Here is a 17,495-nt window from a genome sequence, read left to right as displayed (position 1 = left end):
GCCACAGCCTTGCCATTCGGTGCCGAATTTGATTCGAGTGCGCCGGAAATCAGGACAGGCTGTGCGGATGTGCGGAAAACGGCGTTTTGTGCCTTTTCTTTGCCGCCGCTGCCGGAACGGGGTAAGAACCGCCTCGGGATTCGGCCTTGGAGGGACGTAGCGCAAATATGAAGACATTTAACTTGAGGAAGGGGCTGGATCTGCCGGTGACAGGCGCGCCGGAGCAGGTGATCCACGACGGCCCCGCCATCACCGCAGTGGCCGTGCTAGGGCCCGACTATATGGGCCTGAAACCCCGCATGCTGGTGCAGGAAGGAGAGGAGGTCCGCCGCGGCGCCCCGCTGTTCTGCCACAAGGATGCCGAAGACGCGATGATGGTGGCGCCGATGACCGGCAAGGTCGTGGCCATCAACCGCGGCGCCCGCCGGGTTCTGGAAAGCGTGGTTATCTCGGTTTCCGACGCTGACGATGCAGGCGTCGATTTCTCGGCCACCGGCAACGCGGATACAGCCGAGGGGCTGACCGAGAAACTTTGCGCAGCTGGCCTGTGGACTTCGTTCCGCACCCGTCCCTATTCCAAGATGCCGCAGCCGGGCTCCAAGCCTGCCGCGATCTTCGTGACCGCGATGGACAGCGAGCCGCTGGCCGCGGACGCCGCCGTGATAATCAACGATGCGGCTGAGGCGTTTGAGGCGGGCCTTAAGGCCGTTACCCTCTTAACCGACGGCACCACCTATCTGTGCCAGAAAGCGGGTGACAGCGTTCCGGGCATTGGCATTGCCGGTGTCGAGGCCGCCGCGTTCTCCGGCCCGCATCCGTCGGGCCTGGCCGGGACCCACATCCACTTCCTGCACCCCGTGCGCGCTGACGATCAGGTCTGGACCGTTTCCTATCAGGACGTGATCACCATCGGCCGCCTGCTGCTGTCCGGCCACCTGGACCCCTCCACCGTGGTTGCCATTGCCGGTCCCGCTGCACGGTCGCCGCGTCTGGTCCGCACCGTTATGGGTGCCTCCACCGATGAGCTGACCCGCGGCGAGATTGCCGCCGATGCTCCGGTCCGGGTGATCTCCGGCTCGATCCTGTCGGGCCGCCAGGCTGCCGGTTCGCTAGCGTTTCTCGGCCGCTTCGCCCGCCAGGTTGCCATCATCGAGGAAGACCGCGAGCAGATCCCGCTGGGCTGGATCCGCCCGATGCCCGGCAAATACGCCGTGCAGCCGGTGCTGGGCTCGGCACTCAGCCGCAAGCTGTTCAACCTCACCAGCAACCTCAACGGCGGCCGCCGGGCCATGGTGCCCACCGGCACCTTTGAGCGGCTGATGCCGCAGGACTACCTGCCGACGCAGCTGCTGCGCGCGCTGCTGGTGATGGACACCGACACCGCACAGGCGCTGGGTGCGCTGGAGCTCGACGAAGAGGACATGGGCCTCGTCGGCTTTGCCTGCCCGGCCAAGTACGAATACGGGCTGGCGCTGCGCGACTGCCTAACCAAGATTGAAAAGGAGGGCTGAGCCGGATGGGATTGCGCAGCTTCTTTGACAGGATCGAGCCGCATTTCGATAAGGGGGGCAAGTACGAAAAGCTCTTCCCCGTCTACGAGATGGTGGAGTCCTTCCTTTATACCCCGAAAACCGTCACCACCGTGGCGCCGCATGCCCGCTCATACGTCGATATGAAGCGGATCATGACCTATGTGGTGATCGCCACCATCCCCTGCATCCTGTGGGGTATGTGGAACACCGGCTATCAGGCGAACTCCGCTATTGCCGCGCTGGGTGCTGATGCCGCCACCGGCTGGCGGATTGCGCTGCTGCAGATGTTCGGCATCTCGCTGGATGCGGCGAACCCGATGGCCAATATCGCGCACGGGTTCCTGTATTTCCTGCCGATCTACATCGTGACGCTGGTTGCGGGCGGTATCTTCGAAGTCATCTTTGCCACCGTCCGTGGCCATGAGGTGAACGAGGGCTTCCTTGTGACCTCGATGCTATACACGCTGATCATGCCGGCCTCCGCGCCGCTGTGGCAGGTGGCGCTTGGCATCATCTTCGGCGTGGTGATCGGCAAGGAAGTCTTTGGCGGCACCGGCAAGAACTTCCTGAACCCGGCGCTGGTGGGCCGTGCGTTCCTGTATTTCGCCTATCCTGCCAACATGTCGGGTGACGCTGTCTGGACCCCGGTTGACGGCTTCTCCGGCGCGACCGCGCTGGGTGTTACCGCCGCCGACGGCATGCAGGCGCTGGTCGCCAAGGGCATCGAATGGTCGGACGCGTTCTTTGGCACCATTCAGGGCAGCTTCGGCGAGACCTCGACGCTGGCCTGCGCCATCGGCCTGGGTTTCCTGCTGTTCACCAGAATCGCCAACTGGCGCCTGATCGTCGGCTGCCTGGCGGGCATGATCGCCTTCTCAGTGCTGCTGAATCTCATCGGCTCCGACACTAACCCGATGTTTGCGATGCCGTGGTACTGGCACCTGGTGCTGGGCGGTTATGCCTTTGGCCTGGTGTTCATGGTGACAGAGCCGGTTTCGGCGTCCCACACCAACGCGGGCCGCTACATCTACGGTGCCCTCATCGGCGTGATGGTGGTGCTGATCCGGGTGCTGAACCCGGCCTTCCCCGAAGGCATGATGCTGGCGATCCTGTTCGGCAACGTCTTCGCACCGCTGATCGACTATTTCGTCGTGCAGGCCAACATCAAACGGAGGGCGCGCCGCCATGGCTGATACCCAAAGCAAGGGCCTGATTGGCCGCTTCCTGGCCGCATCGCCGGATTCCGTCGGCAAGACCATCTTCATCGCTGTTGCCGTCTGCTTGGTGGCTTCGATGATCGTGTCCACCGCCGCGGTGTCCCTGCGCCCGGTGCAGGAGATCAACAAGAAACGCGACAAGCAGCTGAACGTTCTGCAGGTGGCGGGGCTCTATGAGCCCGGCATCAAGGTGGCTGAGGCGTTCGCCGCCTTCGAACCACAGGTGCTGGACCTGGAAACCGGTGAGTTCACCGACCAGTTCGACGCCGCCAGCTTTGATGATCTGGCCGCCGCGCAGGACCCGGAGCTGAGCCGCGCGCTGGAGAACGACCCGGCGGGCATCGGCCGCCAGTCGCGCTACAAGACCGTGTACCTGCTGCGCGAGGAAAACGGCGATCTGGACAAGGTGATCCTGCCGATCCACGGCTATGGCCTGTGGTCGACCCTTTACGGCTTCATCGCGGTTGAGGAAAACGGCAACGACATCTTCGGCCTGCAGTTCTATCAGCACGGCGAAACCCCGGGCCTCGGCGCCGAGGTGGACAACCCGCGCTGGAAGTCCCTGTGGAGCGGCAAGAAGCTGCATGACGAAAGCGGCGAGCTGCAGATCAGCGTTGCCAAGGCGCAAGGCCCGGCCGGGCCGGAGCATCACATTGATGCGCTGGCCGGTGCGACGCTGACCTCCGTTGGCGTGGACAACCTTGTGAAATTCTGGATGGGCGAAGAGGGCTACGCACCCTTCCTGGCCGCCCTTAAAGCGGGAGAGTTCTGATGGCGCAGACCAAGAAAGACATGCTGGTCGACCCATTGGTCGACAACAACCCGATCACGCTGCAGGTTCTGGGCATCTGCTCGGCGCTGGCGGTGACCTCCTCTCTGCAGGTGGCCTTTGTGATGACCCTGGCGGTGACTTTCGTGACCGCGTTCTCGTCGATGTTCATCTCGATCCTCAGAAACCAGATCCCTAGCTCGATCCGGATTATCGTGCAGATGGTGATCATCGCCTCGCTGGTGATCCTGGTGGATCAGGTGCTCAAGGCCTACGCCTTTGAGATCTCCAAGACCCTGTCAGTCTTTGTTGGCCTGATCATCACCAACTGTATCGTGATGGGCCGCGCCGAGGCGTTCGCCATGAGCAACCCGCCGGTGGCCTCGTTCATCGACGGTCTGGGCAACGGCATGGGCTACGGACTGATCCTGATGCTGGTGGGCGTGGTCCGCGAGCTGTTCGGCTCCGGCTCCCTGTTCGGCATCACCATCTTGGAAACCGTAAACAACGGCGGCTGGTATGTGCCGAACGGCATGCTGCTGCTGCCGCCTTCGGCGTTCTTCGTGATCGGCCTGCTGATCTGGGCGTTCCGCACCTGGAAGCCGAACCAGGCCGAAGAGCGTGAATATAAAATCCAGAATGTGGAGGCGCACTGATGGAAGGGCTGATTTCACTCGCCGTTAAGGCCATCTTTGTCGAGAACCTCGCGCTCTCCTTCTTCCTGGGCATGTGCACCTTCATCGCGGTGTCCAAGAAGATCTCCACCGCGCTGGGTCTGGGGATTTCGGTGATGCTGGTGCAGGCGATCACCGTGCCCACCAACAACCTGCTGCTGACCTACCTGCTGAAGCCGGGCGCGCTGGCCTGGGCCGGCTTCCCGGATGTGGACCTGACCTTCCTCGGCCTGATCTCCTATATCGGGGTGATTGCGGCGATGGTGCAGATCCTGGAGATGATCCTCGATAAGTATTTCCCGCCGCTCTACAACGCGCTGGGGGTGTTCCTGCCGCTGATCACGGTGAACTGCGCCATCCTGGGCGGCTCTCTGTTCATGGTGGAACGCGACTACAACTTCGCGGAAGCAACCACTTACGGCCTCTCCTCCGGCTTTGGCTGGGCGCTGGCGATCACCGCGATGGCGGGCGTGCGCGAGAAGCTGAAGTATTCCGACGTGCCGGACGGCCTGCAGGGCCTGGGCATCACCTTTATCACCGCGGGTCTGATGGCGATGGCCTTCATGTCCTTTAGCGGCGTCAAACTGTAAGGGAGCGTCTGAAGTTATGGAAACTTTCTCGCTCGGCGTTGTCCTGTTCACGTTGATCGTGCTGGCGCTGGTGGCCATCATCCTGGCCGCCCGTTCCCGCCTGGTCGCGTCCGGCAACGTCAATATCACCATCAACGGTGAAAAAACCATCTCGGTGCCTGCGGGCGGCAAGCTGCTGCAGACGCTGGCGGCTGAGAAACTGTTCGTCCCCTCCGCCTGCGGCGGCGGCGGCACCTGCGCCCAGTGTCGGGTGCGTGTGCATTCCGGCGGCGGTTCCATCCTGCCGACCGAGGAAAGCCACATCACCAAGCGCGAAGCCGCCTGCGGCGACCGCCTGTCCTGTCAGGTTGCGGTCAAGCAGGACATGGAGGTCGAGGTTCCCGAAGAGGTCTTCGGCGTCAAGAAATGGCGCTGCAAGGTGCGGTCGAACGACAACGTGGCGACCTTCATCAAGGCGCTGGTGCTGGAACTGCCGGAAGGCGAGGACGTGAACTTCCGCGCCGGCGGCTACATCCAGATCGAGGCGCCCGCCCACCAGCTAGCCTACACCGACTTCGACATCCAGGAGGAGTACCGCGAGGATTGGGACCGCTTCAATCTATGGCAGTACAAATCCGTGGTGGATGAGCCGGTCGAGCGCGCCTATTCGATGGCGAACTACCCGGACGAAAAGGGCATCATCATGCTGAACGTCCGCGTCGCCTCGCCGCCGCCGGGCTCCAGCGACATTCCGGCGGGTAAGATGTCGTCCTACATCTTCAACCTGAAGCCGGGCGACGAGGTCACCATCTCTGGCCCGTTCGGTGAGTTCTTCGCCCGCGACACCCAGAAGGAAATGGTCTTTATCGGCGGCGGCGCCGGCATGGCACCGATGCGCAGCCACATCTTCGACCAGCTGAAACGGCTGGAGAACCGCGACCGCAAGATCAGCTTCTGGTACGGTGCGCGCTCGAAGAAGGAGATGTTCTTTGTCGAGGACTTCGACCAGCTGGCCGAAGAGTTCGACAACTTCGAATGGCACGTCGCCTTGTCCGATGCGCAGCCGGAGGACGACTGGAAAGGCTACACCGGCTTCATCCACAACGTTCTGTACGAGGAGTACCTCAAGAACCACCCGGCGCCGGAAGACTGCGAATTCTACATGTGCGGCCCGCCGATCATGAACCAGTCGGTGATCAACATGCTGCTGGATCTGGGCGTGGATCGCGAGGATATCATGCTCGACGATTTCGGCGGCTGAGCCGGAGCGCAGCACAAAAAACCAAAAGCCCCGGATGGACCATCCGGGGCTTTTTACTGCCGCCGGTGGAGAGGCGGAAAATGCGGGGTGGCCTTATGGCCTTCACTGCTTTGATCTGTGAGGGGCGGATCCACCCATGTTGCCCGCGGTTCCCGGCGATCAGCCGCCCTCGGCTTCCTCCCAATCCTCGACATCACGCTTCAGCAGGAACTGGTTTTTGAAATTCTTCAGCCCAAACATGACATCTGCGTTGGCAATGTCCTTGCTGGCGTGGATCTCGTGCTCAAGAAATGCTTTCACAGCGTCCGCGTCATCGCTGACCAGTTCAACGACCAGGTCATAGCGGCCGGCAACCCACAATATGAAAACGACGCGCGGGTCGCTTTCCAGCCTTTCCGCCACCTGCCGCGGGGTGACACCGGCGGCGACGTTCAGTCCGATCATCGCGTCGGTGGTGTATTCAGTGGCCACGGGATCCGACATTGCCACGATGCGAAGCATGTTGTTTTCCCGCAGGCCACTGACCCGGTTGCGGATGGTTCCCTCTGATACGTCAAGTTTCTGCGCGATTTCGGAAAATGCCATCCGCCCGTCCTGCTGCAGCAGCCGGATGATCTGCTGGTTCAGGTCATCCCCTGGAGAGCGGATGCTTTGACTGACGCGCCTGTTGCGCGCGGAGGATTGCTGTTTGCCTGCCATATGCCTGGTGCCCGATTGCCGTATTCGCAGCCCAGCATATGCGGCTGTGGCGGAATCCGCAAACATCAGCCCGTGAACCCCCGGCTCAGAAGGCGGGAAACTGGCGCCGGCCGGCTGTGCGCTGCACTGAAAGCATAATGCCGGACAAGAAGTCTGGTGCAGATCCGGAAAGGCTTTGCGTTTCCTCGCTCTGGCCGGGACTGACAATGCGTATTGCTCATTATTGGGGCGCTTTTGGACCAGAAACGTCCTGATTCTTGCCTGAAGATTGCCTTCAATGGCGAAAATCGCAGAATTCTGTTGCCAGAAAGTGCGAAATTCGCAAATCTACCATTCGAGCCCTGCGAATTGCGCAGAATCAGTAACAGAACAGCCGCAGCAGGGGCAGGTTCCATGCGTCCGGCAGATCAGGCCGGGGCGCGTGTGGCAGTGTCGAAGGGAGGACGAATGACAATTGCCGAGGAAAGAACGCGGGTAGCCGGCGGGCCGCAGCATGGCCTGACCGCGGACGCCTACCGCAGCGAGGACATCTGGCAGCAGGAATGCCGGACGGTGCTGTCAAAAAACTGGGTGTTCATCGGTTTTGCCCACCAGATCGCCAATCCAGGCGATACCCATCCTTTCAGTTGCGCAGGTTTGCCGCTGCTGTCGGTGCGTGGTCAGGACGGCAGCATTCAGGTGTTCCATAACGTCTGCCTGCACCGCTGCATGACCCTGGTCGACAGGCCCAGGAATGTCGGTAAGCTGATCCGCTGCCCCTACCACGCCTGGGCCTATGACCTGGAAGGGCGGTTGCGCGCAGCTCCCCATTTTGCGGGAACGGGCAAGCAGGAGTTCGATGGTTTCGACCTGAAAGAGCACCGCTTGAAGCCGGTTCGCACCCATGTCTGGCAGGACTGGATTTTCGTCAACCTGGACGGCAATGCGCCGGAATTCAAAGACTACGCCGCCCCCCTGATCAGCCGCCTGGAAGGCATCGATTTCGGTAGGCTGGAGCCGGTCGGCCTGCTCGATTTCGGCGAGATCGAGACCAACTGGAAACTGATCATGGAGAATTTCATTGAGCCCTACCATGTCCAGTTCGTGCATTCTTCGACCACCGAACAGCCGCTAGAGGACCACAATACCATCACCGATGGGAACTGTATCGGCAGCGCGGTGGACCTGAAGGAGGAAACCGGCACGGCGGGCAGCCTTGGTGTCAGCTCCCGCTACCTGACCCTCTATCCCAACTTCATCCTCGGCCGCTATTTTCCGGACCAGATGGGGGTGTACCTGAACGTGCCTGCCGGTCCCGGCAAGATGCGCCAGTACCGTGCGCTTTACACCACCGATGGCCAGAAGCTGAGCACAGAGGAAACCGAGAGCCTGAAGAAGCTATGGTGGGATGTCCATAAAGAAGATCACGAGATGGTCGAGCGCATGTACGAGGGCTGCAAATCACCAGTTGCAGCCGGCGGGGGCCTGCTGTCGCCCGCCTGGGAGGACAGCGTGCGCGCCTTCCAGGACCTGATCGAACGAGATCTGGCCAGCGCGCCGGCCCAACAGTGAAAAAAAGGAACAAGACACATGAGTGAACCCATTTCCAAGGGTTTCCGCCTGGCCCACACGATGATGCGGGTGATGGACATGGAGAAATCGCTAGAATTCTACTGCGGAATTCTGGGCATGGAGGTGCTGCGCCGCACCGACTACCCCGAGGGCAAATTCACCAATACTTTCATCGGCTACGGCCCGGAGGCAGAGTCACCGACCCTCGAACTCACCGCAAACTGGGACCAGGAAGAGCCTTACGACAAGGGCAACGGCTGGGGCCATATCTGCATCGAAACCCCGGACGTCTATGCCGCCTGCGAGCAGCTGGCGGCGGCCAACGTCAACATCACCCGCCCGCCGGGACCGATGAAGAATGGCACCCGCGTCATCGCCTTTTGCGAAGACCCGGACGGCTACAAAGTCGAGCTGAACGAGAGCATCCTGAAACACCTGGCCAGCGAGGGAAAGTAACCCATGGGCGATCAACCGCAGCTTTTCAAATTCGACCTGGTCCAGAAGCGCTATGACTCCATGGGAGACAGCGACACCTACATCAAGCCGATGGTGACCAGTGAGTTCAGCAAGTCCATGTGCGGTGGCATCAATGTTCTGAACAACATCAAGGTGCCGTGGGAACTGACCTGCGACGAAATCATCTTTTGCCTCGAGGGCACATTCCGCCTGGTTTGCGATGGCAAGGAATACATCTGCAACCGCGGCGACGTGCTCTTCGTTCCCAAAGACAACCACATCTCCTATGAGGCGGACGGCAAATGCGTGATCTTCTACGCGGCCTATCCGCACAACTGGAAACAACTGGCCGGGATCACTGCGGTTCCCGGCATCGATCCGGCAGACTTTGTCGCCGGCTGATACACGCAACTCCTGGTGACTGGGCGCCCTAGTCTGACCCCGGGCGACGGGCCGCCCCCCTTTTTTCACCAGGCAACTGCAGAAAACAAAACCAAAACAACGCTGCCCCGCCGCGGGCAGCGAACAGAAAACGATTGCCTTTCCAAGGGAGGAACGAACATGCTGAAGGTCAATCCCGAAGAGAAGATTTATTACGAAAGCTTCCACGACGCGGTGGAGCGCAACCGCCCCCGGATCCCCGAAGTGCGCGAGCAGCTGGAAGCAGCCGGCGTCAAATATGTCATGGCCGCCTGGATCGACCTGCACGGCATCCCCAAGACCAAACCGGTGCCGATGAGCGATTTCGAGCCGCTCTGCCTCGGCAAGGGCCCGCAGTTCGCGGTGCATTCGATCTCCTTTGTTCCGGAACTCAGCCCCGCCGACAGCGACCAGGTGGTGGTGCCGGATCTGGACGCCGTTTATGTCTGCCCCTGGGACACCTCGATGGCGATCATATTCTCGGACCTTTACTGGGAAGACGCGCCTTATAACGTCTGCTCGCGCCAGGCCCTGAAACGCGCCATGCATGAGGCCAAGCTGGAAGGCTACACTGGTTATGCCGGCGTCGAGCCCGAATTCATCGTGATGAAATACGATGAAAACGGCCTGCCGGTGAAAGCGTTCGACGACGATCTGGGCAAGGCGATCAGCCCGCGCCGCCAGGCCTTCGGTTATGACGTGGAGTATTCCATCGACTCAATGCCGTTTCTGAAGGACATGATTGACATCATCGAAGGCCTGGGCTGGAACCTGCACGACGTGGTGGCCGAGGGCGCCTATTCCCAGTTCGAGCTGGATTTCCACTATACCAACATGCTGGAAATGTCCGACCGTCTGGCCTTCCTGCGCATCACGCTCAAAGAAGTGGCAAAGAAGCACGGCATGTTCGTCACCTTCATGCCGAAGCCGACGGTAGGCGACTGGCGGTCCGGCGCGCATATCAACATGTCGATGCAGCATGACAGCCGCCCGGGCCAAAACATCTTCGAAACCGCCGATGGCAGCGACTGGTCGGACGAAAGCCGCTGGGCCGTGGGCGGGCTGATGCAGCACGCCGAGGCGATCACCGCGATCACCTGCCCGACGGTGAACTCCTACAACGGTCTGGTGCCGCGGGTGGGCGGATTCGAGGGTGGCACCGTGACCTGGGCGCCGACCAATATCACCTACGGTTTCAATAACCGCTCGGCCCAGTTCCGCCTGCCGCAAAGCCGCCACTGCATCGAAAACCGCGCCTGCGACATGACCATGAACATTTACCTGGCGATGGCGATGCACCTGAGCTGCGCGCTGAAGGGCATCAAGCTCAAGATAGACGCGGGCAAGCCCACCGATTTCGATCTGTACTCCAAGACCGAAGCGGAATTGCAGGAATTGGGCATCCGCCGCCTGCCGCGCACTTTGTTCAACGCGATCGAGGCGTTGCGCCATGATGAAATGGCCGAGCATGTGATGGGCCCGGTGATGCGCAAGTCTTATCTCGATTACAAGACCGACGAATGGGAACGCTACCACCAGTCAGTCACCGACTGGGAAGTGCAGGAATACCTGCGCCTGTACTAAGCCACCTTGTATAAGACAATAACAGGACCCGGACCTGCGGATTTCACTGGCCATCCCGGCCAAAGGCACACACCCGAAACTGTGGTGTTTCTCCTTAACCGGGGCAGTCCGGGTCCTGTCAGTTTTCAAAGGAGTCCACGATGCAGGACTACCGGATCTATCCCCTGGGTGACTTTCCGCTTTTGTCTGGGGAGGTGCTGAAAGATGCCAAGCTTGCCTATCAGACCTATGGCACGCTCTCGCCCCGTCGCGATAACGTCATCGTTCTGCCCACTTTCTACACCGGCACCAATTCCCGCAACGAAGGGTACTTCGGCCCTGGCCGAGCCATCGACCCGGACCGCCATTTCATCGTCAGCCCGAACCTGTTCGGAAACGGGCGGTCTTCTTCGCCATCCAACACCCCGCCCCCGCAGGATGGCCCACGCTTTCCGCTGGTGCAGATGTGGGACAATATCGCCGCCCAGCACCGGCTGATCCATGATCACCTCGGCATAAGGCGGATTGCCCTGGTGGCGGGCTGGTCCATGGCTGGCTGCCAGTCCTACCAATGGGCGGCGCAGTACCCGGATATGGTGCAGGCCATCCTGCCTTTCTGCGCTTCTGCCAGGACCTCCCCGCACAATTTTGTCTTTCTCGAAGGGGTCAAAGCCGCCCTATGCGCCGACCGGAATTGGAACGGCGGCAACTACGCCTCACCGCCGGTGGCCGGCCTCAAGGCCTTTGGCCGGGTTTATGCCGGCTGGGCGTTTTCGCAGGCCTTCTTCCGCGAGGGCCTGTACCGCCAATTGCGGTTTGAGACTGTCGAGGAACTGTTGCTGGATTGGGAGCAGGACCACGTCCACGGATGGGACGCCAACAATCTTCTGGCCAAGCTAGCCACCTGGCAGGCCGGGGATATTTCAGCAGGCCCGCTCTACAACGGCGATTTCCGGGCGGCACTGGCGGCAATCAAGGCCCGCGCCATCCTGATGCCCTGCACCCATGATCTCTATTTTCCGCCCGAGGACAACGAGGCTGAAGCCCGCCAAATGCCAAGCGCTGCCTTTCGCCCGTTTGACTCGCCCTGGGGGCATTGCGCCGCCAATCCAGGTAATGATTCGGGGTTTGCCGACCAGCTGGATGCCAGCATCCGGGAGTTGCTGGGGGATTAGGATCCTGCAGTCTTGATGAACGGGCGCTGGGTCCAGGGGGCTTTCTTCGCATCAAACCGGCAGCATTTGCAAATAATGCGTGCGAGTTCCGGCCGGAAAAGAGGGAAAGCCCGGATTTGTGTCAGAAGCCGTACCGTTATCTTCCGGATGAACCGGCCCGGGCCACAGCGGGCGTCAGGGCCGGCTCGGATTCTGGAGAAGCGGCGGGGTCTAGCCGACGATCATCTGCTTCATGCGCAGGGCTTCGTACTCAAGCTCCTGAAGGCGGAAATTCACCACGTCGCCGACAGTGATCATGCCAGCCAACCTGCCGTCCTTCATCACTGGCAGGTGGCGGAAGCGGCCTTCGTTCATCACCTTGGCCACGTCGATCAGCAGGTCGTCGGGCTGGCAGGTCTGAACGTCGCGGGTCATGATGTCCTCGACCAGCTGCGGCAGAGTGTGGCCGGGGGTTTCCGCCAGCCGCCGCACGATATCGCGCTCCGACAGAATGCCCTGCAGCGCGCCATTCTGGTCGGTGACCACGAGCGCGCCGATGCGTCTTTCTTTCAGTGCCTCGACCGCGTGCCCGACCGTATCCTTCGGACGGATCGAGTAGATCGCATCGCCCTTGGCTTCCAGCAGCTTGGCAACAGTGGACTGGCCATGCGATAAATTCGACTCGGCCGACTGGCTGTGGCTGGCCTGTCCGGCCTTGTCGCCCCGGGTGGGAGGCTGGTATGAGAACGGTGCCATGCGCGGGGTCTCCTCCTATCCTGCATCAGGTCATACCCCATCTTAGCGTCGGATTATGATCCGGGAAGGGGCGAAATGACGCGAGCGCTAACAACGGCGGGAAAACAACATGTTCGAAACCCTCTACCTGACCCCCGCGACCGGCGCGCTGACCGTGTTTGTGGTGGTGGTCTGCGGCCATCTCTACCGGCAGAACTGGAAGTCCGATGCGCCCAACGCGCGGCTCAGGGCCTGGCTGTACGGGGTGCCTGCCGGGATGGGCCTTCTGGCGCTGGCGTTCGTGCCGCTGAAGTTCTGAGGCGCCATTTGACTCTGGCGCCGGGCAGGGGCATAGCAGCGCCAGTTTTTTCCCCGGAGGATGACCGATGCCCAGACGGTTTCTGCTTGCCCTGATCCTGCCTGCAGTGCTGCTGATGTCCGGCTGCTGGTTCGGAAGCGAGCCGGAGGAGGTCCGCCTGACGGGCCAGACTATGGGCACCACATACAGCGTGGTCGCCATTGGCGAGGGTCTGGATCAGGCGGCGCTGGCCGCTGAGGTGGAAGCCACTCTGGCAGCCGTCAACGCCAAGATGTCCAACTGGGATCCGGCGTCTGAGGTTTCCACCTTCTCAGCCGTGCGCAGCACCGTGCCGGTGCAGGTGTCGCAGGAACTTTCCCACGTGATGGCAGCAGCAAATGACGTGCACGCCATGACCGGCGGCAAGTTCGATGTTACCTTGGGGCCGCTGATCGAGCTGTGGGGGTTCGGCCCCCGCCTGCCGGAAGACCCGGTGCCCTCTGACGCGGCCATTGCCGAAGCACTGGACGGTGTCGGCCAGGCGCGGCTGCTGGAGCTGGATTCGGGTGCCGGAACGCTGAAGAAGGCGGCACCGGAGACCGGCATTAACCTCTCGGCCATTGCCAAGGGCTATGGCGTCGATTCTGTGGCGGAGGCGCTGCAGGGCTTTGGCATCAAGAATTACATGGTGGAGATCGGCGGAGATCTGGTGACGAAGGGTCAGAACGCCAAGGGAGAGGCCTGGCTCATCGGCATCGAGAAACCTGATGCGGCGGCGCAGACCGTGCAGCTGATCGTGCCGGTCAGCGATTTGGGGCTGGCGACCTCCGGCGATTACCGCAATTATTTCGAACACGAAGGCCGACGTTATTCGCACATCCTTGATCCGGTTGTCGGGCGGCCGGTGACGCACGCCACTACCTCGGTCACGGTGATCGCGGAAAACGCGATGCTGGCCGATGCTTGGGCTACCGCAATGCTGGTCCTGGGCCGGGAAGCCGGGCTGAAGCTTGCGGAGGAGCGTAAACTTGCCGTGTTTTTCATAGATCGGGACGTGCAAGCCGGCGCGGATGCCTATATGACAGCGGCAAGCAGCGCCTTTGAGGCGCTGACCGGACACTAAAGCGCGCGCCAAGCCATCGAGCGAGAGACCACCCATGAGCACCTTTCTTCTGGCCTTCATTCTGCTGCTGATCGTCACCCTGGGCATGTCGCTGGGGGTGATCCTCATGGGCAAGAAGATCAAGGGCAGCTGCGGCGGCCTGAACGCGATTTCCGGTGCCGACAAATGTGTTGTCTGCTCCAAGGATATCGATCCGGACAGCCCGCTGCGCGACAAGCTGCAGTGCAAGCGCGCGCGGCAAATGGTTGAGCGGATGGAGCGCGAGGCCCAGCAGGCCTGACCGCGGCCTGCTGCATTTGCGCCGCAAAGCTTTCCTAGTCTGATTTCTTAACCAGAACCACCGCGCTACCCGGATCCTGGTGCGGCGCCCAGCCCTTGCCCAGTGAAATTTGCAGGCTGGCCCAGGCCAGTGCCAGGTCGCGCCGGGCAATGATCAGGCTCAGCTCGTTGTCGCGCAGGGCTTCTTCCGTGTTCAGCAGGTCGAACAGGGTGATTTCATTGGCCTTGAAAGTTTCGCGCGCCAGATCAGCGACCTTTGAACCGAGGTTGACCGCCCGCGCCTGAGCTTCGGTTCGTTCGCGGGCGGCGCGCAGGCTGCTTTGCTGCGACTGCACTTCGTCCACCGCTGCGCGCACCGCTGCGCGGTAGTCGTATTCGGCGGCCTTGGCCTCGGCAACTGCGCTCTGGTGGAAGGCGCGCAGGACCGGGCGGTTGAACAGCGGCAGGTTCAGCGCCGGGCCGATGGAATAGAGGTCGTCGGCACCGCGTACTGCCTGAACCGACCCCGTGATTTCCAACGAGGGATATAGCTCTGCCTCGGTGACCCCGATGTTTGCGGTGGCGCCGCGCAGCTGCGCTTCGGCCAGCAGCACGTCAGGGCGGTTGCGCAGAAGGGTGGCTGGCACACCCAGGTCCGGCTGGGTGGCGGGAGAGGGCTGTCCATAGCTGCCCTGCATCATCGCAAAAACCTCTGACGCATCGCGGTCCAGCAGCGTGGCCAGGGCAAAAACCGAGGATTCGTAACTGGCGACGAAGGCTGGCAAGTCCGCCTTGGCGCTGGCGACCTGCAGCTTGGTGCGTTCCAAGTCCAGTGCCAGCACGGCACGGGCTTCTTTCAGCTCTTCCACCGTTTGCAGGATCTGCTGGCGCAGCTGGATGGTCTTGCGGGTGACGGCGGCGCCGCGCTGGAAGAAGCGCGCCTGGATATAGGTGCGGGTGATCGCGTCGATCACCGCCAGCCGGGTGGTGGCCAGCTGGTAGAATTGCGCGTCGCGGTCCGCCACGGCCCGTTCGGAGCGGCGCTGGAATTCGCCGAACAGGTCAAAAACATAGGTGGCGCCAACGGCAGCGGTGTCGGTGCTGGTGGAGGCATCCTGCGATTCGCGGCGCGAGAAGATCGAGCTGGCGTCCAGATCGCCGCTGGCCTGCTGCGGACGGCCGGATCCGCGGCGCAGCGCCTCGGCTGCGATCAGCCGTTCCTTGGCCGCCTTGAGCCCGAGGTTCTGCTGCAGGCCTGCGGCAACCAGCCGGTTCAGCGCGGGGTCGTTCAGCCCTTGCCACCAGCTCTCGGAGGCGCCTTTGGCGGTGGCATAGCTGCGGGACTGGTAATAGCTGACCGGCACCGCGAAATCGGGGCGGTGGTAGTCGATGCCGACAACGGTACAGCCGCACAGGAACGTGCCTGCCAGCAGCACGGACCGTGCTGTCCAATGGGGTTTGCTCATGTTCTGCCTCTGGGCGCCCTTTTTGGCGGGCTTTCGGGCAGCATAGCCAGCGCGGCAGCGGGCCGCGAAGCGGTTCCGGCGGTTAACGGTGTCTTTCCGGGCCACTGATGCGTCCAGCCCACAGCAGGGGTTTGTCGAAAAATGACCCGCGAGGTGGCGGTTTTGGCCTATCCTGTGCGCAAAAAAGCGGGCAGGCTGCCGGATCAAACCCGCCCTTCCAATCCACTGGCAACGGCAGATGCATTCAAGATGCGCTACGCTTTTGCCTAAACCCAAGCCGCAAATGCGGTGCTACAGCGAGAACAACCTGATGGACCTGCAAAAATTCTATATCGGCGGCGCCTGGGTGATTCCGCATTCCAGCCGCGAATTCCCGGTGCTGAACCCGGCCACGGAAGAGCGGATCGGGACCATTATCCTGGGAGATGAGCATGACGTGAACGCTGCGGTTGCAGCGGCCCGTGCGGCTTTTGAGAGTTTTTCGCAGACCTCCCGCGTTGAGCGGATTGCTTTGCTGGAACGGCTTCTGGAGATCAGCAAGGACCGGCGCGAGGAATTGGCGCGGGCAATGTCTGCCGAAATGGGGGCGCCGATTTCGATGGCGCGCAATGCCCAGGCCGATTCGGGGATCGGGCATCTGGAGGGCATCCTGGAGGCGCTGAAAACCCAGGAGCTGCGCGAGACGCTGCCGAACGGCGACATCCTGGTGCGCGAGCCGATCGGGGTCTGCGGCCTGATCACGCCGTGGAACTGGCCGGTGAACCAGATCGCGCTCAAGGTGCTGCCGGCCCTGGCGACCGGCTCCACCTGCGTGCTGAAACCGTCGGAGCACACGCCGATGTCCGCCGCCGTTTATGCGCAGATGATCCATGACGCGGGTTATCCGGCAGGGGTGTTCAACCTGATCCATGGCGACGGCCCGACGGTTGGCGCGGGGCTGTCGCGGCACCCGGACGTGGACATGATGTCCTTCACCGGGTCAACGCGGGCGGGCATCGCGGTCTCCAAGGACGCTGCGGATACCGTCAAGCGGGTGACGCTGGAGCTGGGCGGAAAGTCCCCGAACCTGGTGTTTGCCGATGCTGACCTTGAAGAGAAGGTCACCGCCTCGGTGCTGGAATGCATGTACAACACCGGCCAGAGCTGCGACGCGCCGACCCGGATGCTGGTGGAGCGGAGCTGCTATGATCAGGTGCTGCAGATCGCCAAGGCGGCAGCCGAGGGTCAGGCCGTGGGCGATCCGTCGCAGGAAGGCGATCACATCGGCCCGATGTTCGACCGCATCCAGTTCGACCGGGTGCAGAGCATGATCCAGAAGGGCATCGGCGAGGGTGCCACCCTGCTGGCGGGCGGTTTGGGCCGGCCCGAGGGGCTGGACAAGGGCTGGTATGTGCGCCCGACGGTGTTTGCCGATGTGACCAATGACATGGCGATCGCCCAGCAGGAGATTTTTGGCCCGGTGCTGGTGATCATCCCGTTTGAGAATGAGGAAGACGCCATCCGCATCGCCAATGACACGCCGTACGGCCTGGCGGCCTATCTGCAGACCGGCGACCCTGAACGGGCCGAGCGTGTCGCCGCCCGCCTGCGCGCAGGCGCGGTGCATATCAACGGCGGCGGCTTCAACTACGGCTCCCCCTTCGGCGGATACAAACAGTCCGGCAATGGCCGCGAGGGCGGCATGCTGGGGCTGGAGGATTACCAGGAAGTCAAAACCCTGCATTTCGGCTGAGAAGCCCTTCCTCCTGGC

The 17,495-nt window shown here is 62.0% G+C and carries 19 protein-coding genes; 16 read left to right on the top strand and 3 right to left on the bottom strand.

Going from position 1 to position 17,495, the window contains the following annotated elements; translation table 11 throughout:
• Positions 1 to 167 precede the first annotated feature (167 nt).
• The 6 genes from KUV26_RS17250 to nqrF are packed head-to-tail and all read left to right on the top strand — an operon-like array spanning position 168 to position 6,022.
• Positions 168 to 1,511 (top strand): Na(+)-translocating NADH-quinone reductase subunit A, encoded by a 1,344-nt coding sequence (locus KUV26_RS17250; RefSeq protein ID WP_222509268.1) that lies wholly within the window; start codon positions 168 to 170, stop codon positions 1,509 to 1,511.
• Between the two features lie 5 nt (positions 1,512 to 1,516).
• Positions 1,517 to 2,725, top strand: coding sequence for an NADH:ubiquinone reductase (Na(+)-transporting) subunit B (locus tag KUV26_RS17245; protein ID WP_222509267.1), 1,209 nt, complete (start codon positions 1,517 to 1,519; stop codon positions 2,723 to 2,725).
• Entirely contained in the window at positions 2,718 to 3,521 is an 804-nt protein-coding gene (locus KUV26_RS17240; RefSeq protein ID WP_222509266.1) for a Na(+)-translocating NADH-quinone reductase subunit C, read from the top strand. Before KUV26_RS17245 ends, KUV26_RS17240 begins: the two co-directional genes overlap by 8 nt.
• A complete protein-coding gene (locus tag KUV26_RS17235; protein ID WP_222509265.1) occupies positions 3,521 to 4,174 on the top strand; it encodes an NADH:ubiquinone reductase (Na(+)-transporting) subunit D in 654 nt (217 codons plus the stop codon). Before KUV26_RS17240 ends, KUV26_RS17235 begins: the two co-directional genes overlap by 1 nt.
• The gene (gene nqrE, locus KUV26_RS17230; RefSeq protein WP_019296950.1) at positions 4,174 to 4,782 is read left to right on the top strand and encodes an NADH:ubiquinone reductase (Na(+)-transporting) subunit E; all 609 of its coding nucleotides are present in this window, start codon (positions 4,174 to 4,176) and stop codon (positions 4,780 to 4,782) included. Before KUV26_RS17235 ends, nqrE begins: the two co-directional genes overlap by 1 nt.
• Before the next feature lie 16 nt (positions 4,783 to 4,798).
• Positions 4,799 to 6,022, top strand: a complete 1,224-nt coding sequence (gene nqrF / locus KUV26_RS17225) for an NADH:ubiquinone reductase (Na(+)-transporting) subunit F (RefSeq protein WP_222509264.1) — start codon at positions 4,799 to 4,801, stop codon at positions 6,020 to 6,022.
• A gap of 159 nt (positions 6,023 to 6,181) precedes the next feature.
• Here nqrF and KUV26_RS17220 read toward each other — a convergent pair whose 3' ends face one another.
• Positions 6,182 to 6,721, bottom strand: a complete 540-nt coding sequence (locus KUV26_RS17220) for an Lrp/AsnC family transcriptional regulator (protein ID WP_261398950.1) — start codon at positions 6,719 to 6,721, stop codon at positions 6,182 to 6,184.
• A 447-nt stretch (positions 6,722 to 7,168) separates the two neighbouring features.
• Between KUV26_RS17220 and KUV26_RS17215 the strand changes: the two genes are divergently transcribed.
• From KUV26_RS17215 to KUV26_RS17195, 5 genes are all read left to right on the top strand, one after another.
• Positions 7,169 to 8,272 carry an aromatic ring-hydroxylating oxygenase subunit alpha gene (locus KUV26_RS17215; protein WP_222509263.1) on the top strand — a complete coding sequence of 368 codons (1,104 nt, stop codon included), beginning with the start codon at positions 7,169 to 7,171 and terminating at the stop codon, positions 8,270 to 8,272.
• An 18-nt stretch (positions 8,273 to 8,290) separates the two neighbouring features.
• Positions 8,291 to 8,728, top strand: coding sequence for a lactoylglutathione lyase (gloA, locus tag KUV26_RS17210; RefSeq protein ID WP_222505393.1), 438 nt, complete (start codon positions 8,291 to 8,293; stop codon positions 8,726 to 8,728).
• Positions 8,729 to 8,731: 3 nt separating this feature from the next.
• Positions 8,732 to 9,130: a cupin domain-containing protein gene (locus tag KUV26_RS17205; RefSeq protein WP_222509262.1), complete on the top strand. Its 399-nt coding sequence runs from the start codon at positions 8,732 to 8,734 to the stop codon at positions 9,128 to 9,130.
• A gap of 159 nt (positions 9,131 to 9,289) precedes the next feature.
• A complete protein-coding gene (locus KUV26_RS17200) occupies positions 9,290 to 10,732 on the top strand; it encodes a glutamine synthetase family protein (RefSeq protein ID WP_222509261.1) in 1,443 nt (480 codons plus the stop codon).
• A 140-nt stretch (positions 10,733 to 10,872) separates the two neighbouring features.
• Positions 10,873 to 11,886, top strand: coding sequence for an alpha/beta fold hydrolase (locus tag KUV26_RS17195; RefSeq protein WP_222509260.1), 1,014 nt, complete (start codon positions 10,873 to 10,875; stop codon positions 11,884 to 11,886).
• 210 nt (positions 11,887 to 12,096) lie between these two features.
• On the opposite strand, the gene KUV26_RS17190 is transcribed toward KUV26_RS17195, so the two are convergent.
• Positions 12,097 to 12,621 (bottom strand): CBS domain-containing protein, encoded by a 525-nt coding sequence (locus KUV26_RS17190; RefSeq protein WP_222505397.1) that lies wholly within the window; start codon positions 12,619 to 12,621, stop codon positions 12,097 to 12,099.
• Between the two features lie 109 nt (positions 12,622 to 12,730).
• On the opposite strand from KUV26_RS17190, the gene KUV26_RS17185 reads away from it, so the two are divergent.
• From KUV26_RS17185 to nqrM, 3 genes are all read left to right on the top strand, one after another.
• The gene (locus tag KUV26_RS17185; RefSeq protein ID WP_222509259.1) at positions 12,731 to 12,919 is read left to right on the top strand and encodes a hypothetical protein; all 189 of its coding nucleotides are present in this window, start codon (positions 12,731 to 12,733) and stop codon (positions 12,917 to 12,919) included.
• Positions 12,920 to 12,986: 67 nt separating this feature from the next.
• The gene (locus KUV26_RS17180; RefSeq protein ID WP_222509258.1) at positions 12,987 to 14,021 is read left to right on the top strand and encodes an FAD:protein FMN transferase; all 1,035 of its coding nucleotides are present in this window, start codon (positions 12,987 to 12,989) and stop codon (positions 14,019 to 14,021) included.
• 34 nt (positions 14,022 to 14,055) lie between these two features.
• Positions 14,056 to 14,301 (top strand): (Na+)-NQR maturation NqrM, encoded by a 246-nt coding sequence (nqrM, locus tag KUV26_RS17175; protein WP_222505400.1) that lies wholly within the window; start codon positions 14,056 to 14,058, stop codon positions 14,299 to 14,301.
• A 34-nt stretch (positions 14,302 to 14,335) separates the two neighbouring features.
• Here the strand turns inward: nqrM and KUV26_RS17170 are convergent, their stop codons facing one another.
• Positions 14,336 to 15,745 (bottom strand): efflux transporter outer membrane subunit, encoded by a 1,410-nt coding sequence (locus KUV26_RS17170; RefSeq protein ID WP_222509257.1) that lies wholly within the window; start codon positions 15,743 to 15,745, stop codon positions 14,336 to 14,338.
• Between the two features lie 141 nt (positions 15,746 to 15,886).
• On the opposite strand from KUV26_RS17170, the gene KUV26_RS23715 reads away from it, so the two are divergent.
• On the top strand, positions 15,887 to 16,015 hold the full coding sequence (locus tag KUV26_RS23715; protein WP_261399958.1) for a hypothetical protein: 129 nt from the start codon (positions 15,887 to 15,889) through the stop codon (positions 16,013 to 16,015).
• A 13-nt stretch (positions 16,016 to 16,028) separates the two neighbouring features.
• Positions 16,029 to 17,477: an aldehyde dehydrogenase family protein gene (locus KUV26_RS17165; protein WP_261399957.1), complete on the top strand. Its 1,449-nt coding sequence runs from the start codon at positions 16,029 to 16,031 to the stop codon at positions 17,475 to 17,477.
• Positions 17,478 to 17,495: the final 18 nt, after the last annotated feature.

Source organism: Leisingera daeponensis, from assembly GCF_019801465.1.
GTDB lineage: Bacteria > Pseudomonadota > Alphaproteobacteria > Rhodobacterales > Rhodobacteraceae > Leisingera > Leisingera daeponensis_A.
The sequence above is the reverse complement of the archived record's forward strand: the minus strand, read 5'-3'. Positions and strand labels throughout refer to the sequence as shown.